The organism is Saccharopolyspora sp. NPDC002376, from assembly GCF_053593195.1.
Map to the genome: position 1 here is coordinate 24474 of NZ_JBSFBZ010000055.1, position 6038 is coordinate 30511.

The 6038-nt window shown below is 67.8% G+C and carries 8 protein-coding genes; 6 read left to right on the top strand and 2 right to left on the bottom strand.

The window, feature by feature from the left end; translation table 11 throughout:
- Positions 1–10 precede the first annotated feature (10 nt).
- A complete protein-coding gene (locus tag ACWCO2_RS28950) occupies positions 11–316 on the bottom strand; it encodes a glycoside hydrolase family 15 protein (RefSeq protein WP_450130947.1) in 306 nt (101 codons plus the stop codon).
- Between the two features lie 85 nt (positions 317–401).
- Here ACWCO2_RS28950 and ACWCO2_RS28955 point away from each other — a divergent pair, with 85 nt between their 5' ends.
- A complete protein-coding gene (locus ACWCO2_RS28955) occupies positions 402–743 on the top strand; it encodes a hypothetical protein (protein WP_450130948.1) in 342 nt (113 codons plus the stop codon).
- Here ACWCO2_RS28955 and ACWCO2_RS28960 read toward each other — a convergent pair.
- The gene (locus tag ACWCO2_RS28960; RefSeq protein ID WP_450130949.1) at positions 715–1308 is read right to left on the bottom strand and encodes a type VII secretion system-associated protein; all 594 of its coding nucleotides are present in this window, start codon (positions 1306–1308) and stop codon (positions 715–717) included. The genes ACWCO2_RS28955 and ACWCO2_RS28960 overlap by 29 nt on opposite strands.
- A gap of 172 nt (positions 1309–1480) precedes the next feature.
- Between ACWCO2_RS28960 and ACWCO2_RS28965 the strand changes: the two genes are divergently transcribed.
- From ACWCO2_RS28965 to ACWCO2_RS28985, 5 genes are all read left to right on the top strand, one after another.
- Positions 1481–1888, top strand: coding sequence for a PRC-barrel domain-containing protein (locus tag ACWCO2_RS28965; protein ID WP_450130950.1), 408 nt, complete (start codon positions 1481–1483; stop codon positions 1886–1888).
- A gap of 312 nt (positions 1889–2200) precedes the next feature.
- Entirely contained in the window at positions 2201–3376 is a 1176-nt protein-coding gene (locus tag ACWCO2_RS28970; protein ID WP_450130951.1) for a S8 family serine peptidase, read from the top strand.
- A gap of 253 nt (positions 3377–3629) precedes the next feature.
- Positions 3630–4427, top strand: coding sequence for a helix-turn-helix transcriptional regulator (locus ACWCO2_RS28975; protein WP_450130952.1), 798 nt, complete (start codon positions 3630–3632; stop codon positions 4425–4427).
- Between the two features lie 278 nt (positions 4428–4705).
- Positions 4706–5092, top strand: coding sequence for a sterol carrier family protein (locus ACWCO2_RS28980; protein ID WP_450130953.1), 387 nt, complete (start codon positions 4706–4708; stop codon positions 5090–5092).
- 657 nt (positions 5093–5749) lie between these two features.
- Positions 5750–6038: hypothetical protein (locus ACWCO2_RS28985; RefSeq protein ID WP_450130954.1), on the top strand; the 289-nt coding region annotated here is incomplete at its 3' end.

The window sequence follows — 6038 nt, forward strand, 5'->3', positions numbered from 1 at the left end:
GTCAGGTGCGTCAGTCGGGTTTGCGGTTGCGGCGGCTGCGCTGCGCTCGGGTCAGACCGCCGTAGAGAACGGCCGCCGAGTTGACCAAGGCCAGGTGGCTGAAGGCCTGCGGGAAGTTGCCCGCGAAGGAGCGGGTCTGGGCGTCGTACTCCTCCGCGAACAGGCCCACGTCGTTGGCCAGCGCCACCAGCTCGCCGAACAGTTCCTCGGCCTCCGCCCGGCGTCCGATGTAGGTCAGCGCGTCGACCAGCCAGAACGAGCACGCCAGGAACGCGCCCTCGCGACCGGTCAGGCCGGACCTCCTCCTCCGGATCAACCGGCGCGGGAAGGTCGTCGGCGTCCGGGGACCACTGCATCACCCAGGACAGCTGCTCCCCGGCGTGCACCGTGCGGATCAGCTCGTGCTCGGCGCGCTGCGGCAGGACGTCGCCGCGCAGCACGGCGGTGTGCGGGCCGGCGATCGCGAGGATGAACTCGTCGAGCACCGGCTCGATCTCCCGCACCCGCCGCACCCACGGCACCGCGTCGCCGTAGGCGAACCGCACCACCCAGCGCATCTTGATGTCGACCTCGCCGGAGATGCCCTGCACGGTCCGCACCAGGCAAGGCTGGGCGAGGTGGTCCTTCTCGTGCGGCGACATGCAGTCGATCAGCCGCAGCACGCCGTCTTCGGTGTGGAAGTCGGTCTCCAGGACCAGGGAGTTGTCCCGGTACTCAAGACCGTTCGGCTGCAACCTCGGTGAGGACGCTGTGCGGGATCACGGCCTGGATTGCCTCGTGCAGGTTGATCCCCAGGGCGAGACCGCCGAGGATTTCCGGGAGCACGCTGCCCGGCACCTTGCGGACGCCCGGCCAGTCGGACGGCACCCGCGCCACCGAGGTGCAAGCCGGGACCAGCTGGCTGCCGTCGGACATCTCCGCGGTGTAGAGCATCTGGTCTTCCTCGTCCGGCGCGTAGAGCAGCAGTTCGGCGTCGAGGACCGCTGCGGGCAGCGCGGAATCGGCCATCCGCCCCTCGGCGATCTCGATCAGCACCCGCTCCAGCTCGTTGGTCGGCTCCGGCTGCTCGGTGACCAGCTCGGAGGGCTCGTAGCGGTCGTTGAGCTGGAACTCCGGGTCGATCTCGCCGTCGGCGTCGATCTGGTAGGCGCCCACGATGCCCTCCGGCGGCACGTCGTCGCCTTCGCTCGCGTAGCCGGGGTCGGTGATGTAGAGCCAGCTGTTGGGGCTCTGCTTGGCGTGCTCGCGCATCTCGTCGGTGATCGGCGGGACGAGCTGGCCGAGCTCGGGCTGGTTCGGGTCGGACATCGGGGCTCCGTGCTGTTGATCTTGACGCCCCGCTGCTGCTGAGCGCGCCTCCGAGGGTCCCATCCGGGCTCCGGCGTCCGCCGACCGTCCCCCGGGGACCAGCCGTTCCGAGGTGCCGTCGCGACGGGTCCAGGGGGAAACTGGCGGCAGGGTTCGGGGAGGGGAGGCGGCGATGATCGGTCAGCGGGAAGCGTTGCGGTTGTTCGGGTGCGAGGTGTTCGACCCCACCGGTCATCGGATAGGCATCGTCGGTCAGCTGTTCATCGAGGACGACACCGAGCAGCCAGCCTGGGTCACCGTCCAAACTGGACTCTTCGGGACGAACGAGAGCTTCGTGCCGCTGGACGGCGCCGCCTTCGACGGCGACACGCTCACCGTCGCGGTGGGCAAGGAGGCCGTGCGGCTGGCCCCGCGAGTCGATCTGGTCAAGGGCGATCTGCCGCTGGCGCAGGAGCGCGCGTTGTACTTGCACTACGGGATGACCTACGGAGTCGCCCCCGACGGCTCCGGCGACGAGATCGAGCCCGAGTACGTGGAGGCGGTCCGCCTCCGGCTGCGGCGCTGGGTCGCCGCCACTTGATCACTCCGTCGTGTCGGTAAGGCAGTTGAGCCGTTCACGCAGTGAATACAGCGGGGCGCCGTCCGAATAGCAGGACGGCTGGACGAACTCGCTTTTAACAGTTTTTCACACACCCGTCGCGGACCGCGGCGGGTGCGATTTTGCCTGCTCATTCCCGGTCGGTCAGGCAGAGATGGGAATTCGTTCACCCCGCCGCACGATTGTGTGGCGACAAATCGCCAACATCACCCGTTCGAGTGTTTTCCCTGGTTACGTTCCGCACCGGAACACCTTCGCTCGGCCCCACCCGAGCGTATTTCTAGGAGGGGAAACATGAGGAAGCTGCTCTACGGCACCGGGGCAGGCGTTGCCGCGGCGGCGCTCGTGTTCGCCGGGACTCCCGCCGGCGCACAGCCGCAGATCGACCTCGCGCCGCTGTTCCTGCACCCGCAGGCCCAGGCGACGAGCGCCGATGATTCGGACGTCTACATCGTCAACCTCAAGGACGGCATCGTCGCCCAGGGCGTCGCCGAGGAGCTCGGCGTCCAGGCCCGCCACGTCTACAGCGCGACGCTCAACGGGTTCTCCGCCAAGCTGAGCCCCGAGCAGCTGGACAAGGTCCGGGCCAGCTCCAAGGTCGAGAACATCTCCCAGAGCTACCGCATCCAGGTCGAGCCGGCCAAGCACCAGGCCGTCGAGTCCTGGGGCCTGGACCGACTCGACCAGCCGGATCTGCCGCTGGACGGCAACTACGGCCCCAAGGGCACCGGTGAAGGCGTCACCGCCTACATCATCGACACCGGCATCGACGCGACGCACCCCGACTTCGGCGATCGCGCTGAGGTCGGCTTCGACGCCACCGGCGGCGACGGCACCGACAAGCACGGCCACGGCACCCACGTCGCCGGCACCATCGGCAGCGAGACCTACGGCGTGGCCAAGGCCGCGAAGCTGGTCGGCGTCCGCGTGCTGGGCGACGACGGCAGCGGCACCACCGAGCAGGTCGTGGGCGGCATCGAGTGGGTCGCGCAGAACCACAGCGGCCCGTCGGTGGCGAACATGTCGCTGGGCGGCCCGAAGGACCCGGCGCTGGACGAGGCCGCGACCAAGCTGGTCGACAGCGGCGTCTTCCTCGCGGTGGCCGCCGGCAATGAGAGCCAGGACGCCGAGAACACCTCCCCGGCCAGCGCCGAGGGTGTGTTCACCACGGCCGCGTCCGACGAGAACGACGGTTCCGCCGAGTTCACCAACTTCGGCGCCACCGTCGAGGGCTACGCGCCCGGTGTGGACATCGTGTCGACCGTCCCGGGTGGCGGCACCGAGACGATGAGCGGCACCTCGATGGCCAGCCCGCACGTGGCCGGCGTCGGCGCGCTGTTCCTGGAGGCCAACCCGGACGCGGCCCCGGCCGACGTGGTCTCCGGGCTGCAGGGCCAGGCCTCCAGCGGCGTGATCCAGGACGCGCCGTCGGACACGATCGCCGACCTGCTGCAGATCGGTGACCTGTGATCCGGTAGCGATGCGATCCGCGGGCCTTTCCTGACGACGATCGGGAAGGGCCCGTGTCGTGTCCGCTGCTGCATTCGGGGGACGCCGGGATGCGGCCGAACGGGGTCAATCCAAGGTCGCTGCGCACCTTCGTGCGAAAGTCGGTTCCAGCGATCGTTTCCGGTGGATACGTTGCCATCAACGGGGGTTTTCAGTGTCCATCGCGGTACCGGTGCTGAATCGGTGCTGTCGGGCACGCGAGGAGGGGTGTGCCGTGCTTCCCGGATACACCGAGGACTTGGCGCAGTCGACCGCGGTCGACGAGCCGGCGAGGGATACCGCGACCACGGAGCCGCTGACCGAGCGGGCCGTGCGGGCGCAGGTCGCCTCGGTCGCCCGCGCCGCTCGGGCGCAGTCCGGCAGCGGCGGTGTGCTGCAGGTCGTGCACGGGGCCAAACGGGTCGGTTGGGCTGCTTACGAGCTGCAGCGCAACGCCGTGCAACTGGTCCAGGGCGTGGCCAAGCCGCCGTACGTGACGACCGGACCGCTGGACTCGCTGGAATCCCGCAAGCTCGCCGAAGGCGTGCAGTACCAGGTGCTCTACGACCGGTCCGCGCTGGCGCTGCCGCCGCAGCTGGACATCACCACCAAGCTGGTCGCGCAGGGCGAGCAGGCGCGCGTGATCCACGTGGCGCCGACCAAGCTGATCATGGTGGACAACGAGATCGCGCTGATGCCGCTCACGGTCGCCGACAACACGGTGCAGAGCGCGGTGGTGGTGCGCAGCTCGGCGATGCTGGCCGCGCTCGGCCGGATCTTCGACGACATGTGGCGCTTCGCCGCGCCGTTCACCGCCGCCCAGGACCTGTCCGGCGAGGACATGCAGCCCACGGAGGAGGAGCGGTGGATCCTGTCGCTGCTGGCCTCCGGAGCCACCGACGACACGATCGGCCGGCTGATGGGCTTCAGCGCCCGGACCGCGCACCGCAGGGTCCGCGAGCTGATCGCGCGCCTCGGCGTCGAAACGCGCTTCCAAGCGGGCATGCAAGCCGTCAAGCTCGGCTGGCTCTAGCCGGTCCGGCCGTCGCCGCCAGAACCACAGTTTCAATTGAAACTGTAAATCCCACCCACGGCGGATCACAGTTTCAATTGAAACTGTGGACCAGCGACGGGAGGACCGGGCCGGAACGGCGTCCCGGACGTCGGCGTGTCCGCGTCTGACACGCCGAGGCCTGTGGACGGTCTCGGGGTGCTGCGGAGAACTTCCACAATTTCAATGGAAATCAGACGTCGAAATCGCGCTGCACCGCACCGGGACGGGCTTCGCCGGAGGTTTCGTAGGCTGGTCGCATGGCCACTCGACGTGCCGTTGATCCCGGTGAGATGCGCGATGCCGTCGCAGCCGTGCGGTCCTGGCTGGACGACGACGCGCAGCGCCCCGCGCGCCCAGAGCTCGCCGCCGCGGTGCGGCTGAGCCTGCGGACGTTGGAGCAGGTCGCGCCGGGCAACAGCGTCGAGGTCCGGGTGCCGCCGTTCGCCGCGGTGCAGTGCATCGCCGGACCCCGGCACACCCGCGGCACCCCGCCCAACGTCGTCGAGACCGACGCCCGCACCTGGCTCCTGCTCGCCACCGGACTCCTCAGCTGGTCCGAAGCGGTCGACCGCGGCGCCCTCACCGCGTCCGGCACCCGCGCCGACGTCTCCCAGTGGCTCCCGCTGGTCCGAGTCGACGGCTAGCCGATCGACATCGCGTCACTTGGGCACGACGCACCGTGAACTTTTCGAACTCGCAGGTGAGACAGCCACCACGCCGCCAGCGATGAGCAGGTTTCTCCCTGGGGCGAGACCGCTGCCCCCACGATGGGTTCAGGCTCGCCTCGATCGCGATACGGATCTGGTTAACTGGCCGTTGATCCACTCGGCCACCCGATCATTTGGCCGGGCCTGCGAGTGGGGGACGGTCAAGCTGGAGATGGTCCGCTTGACCGTAGTACGCCCGGGTGTCCATGACCTGGAAGAACAGCGCCCGCAGGCGTTCGCACTCCTCCTCCACGTGCTCGTTTTGCGGATGTCGCTTACTTCGTGGTCCACACATGGTCCACAAGGCAGCCCTCATGTTTGGGCAAGCTCGATCGACGAGACAAGCACGTTGCCGCCCGCTTTCAAGACCCGCGTGCGCGCGTTCGCGGTTCGTTCCTGCTGCTCAGGCGCCGCGTTATGAGAAGGCTGAATGTTCGACACAGATCGACGTCGACGAGTTCGAGGTACTCGACCCAACCCTGGTAGCCCGTGACGTTTGCTCTTAGTTGGGCATGGGTAGCTTGGAGGCACCCTTGCCTTTTTCGGGGGTATCCGATTAATCAAAGACTGGGGGTTGCTATGAGGCTTTTGGATGTGAGCGGCTACGAGGTAAACGGTCAAGACCGCTACGCCGCGATCTGGGAGCAAAGTTCAGGTCCTGCATGGCAGGCACGCCATGGAATGACCGCCGATCAATACCAGCAAACCTTCAACGAACTAGTTGGTCAAGGATTCCGGCTCGTCAATATCAGCGGCTACGAGGTAAACGGTCAAGACCGCTACGCTGCGATCTGGGAGCAAAGTTCAGGTCCTGCATGGCAGGCACGCCATGGAATGACCGCCGATCAATACCAGCAAACCTTCAACGAACTAGTTGGTCAAG

Bases quoted from the DNA above. Each gene is read 5' to 3' on its own strand.
- ACWCO2_RS28980 (WP_450130953.1), top strand. From the start codon at position 4,706: ATGGCCACTCGACGTGCCGTTGATCCCGGTGAGATGCGCGATGCCGTC.
- ACWCO2_RS28960 (WP_450130949.1), bottom strand. From the start codon at position 1,308: ATGTCCGACCCGAACCAGCCCGAGCTCGGCCAGCTCGTCCCGCCGATC.
- ACWCO2_RS28970 (WP_450130951.1), top strand. From the start codon at position 2,201: ATGAGGAAGCTGCTCTACGGCACCGGGGCAGGCGTTGCCGCGGCGGCG.
- ACWCO2_RS28965 (WP_450130950.1), top strand. From the start codon at position 1,481: ATGATCGGTCAGCGGGAAGCGTTGCGGTTGTTCGGGTGCGAGGTGTTC.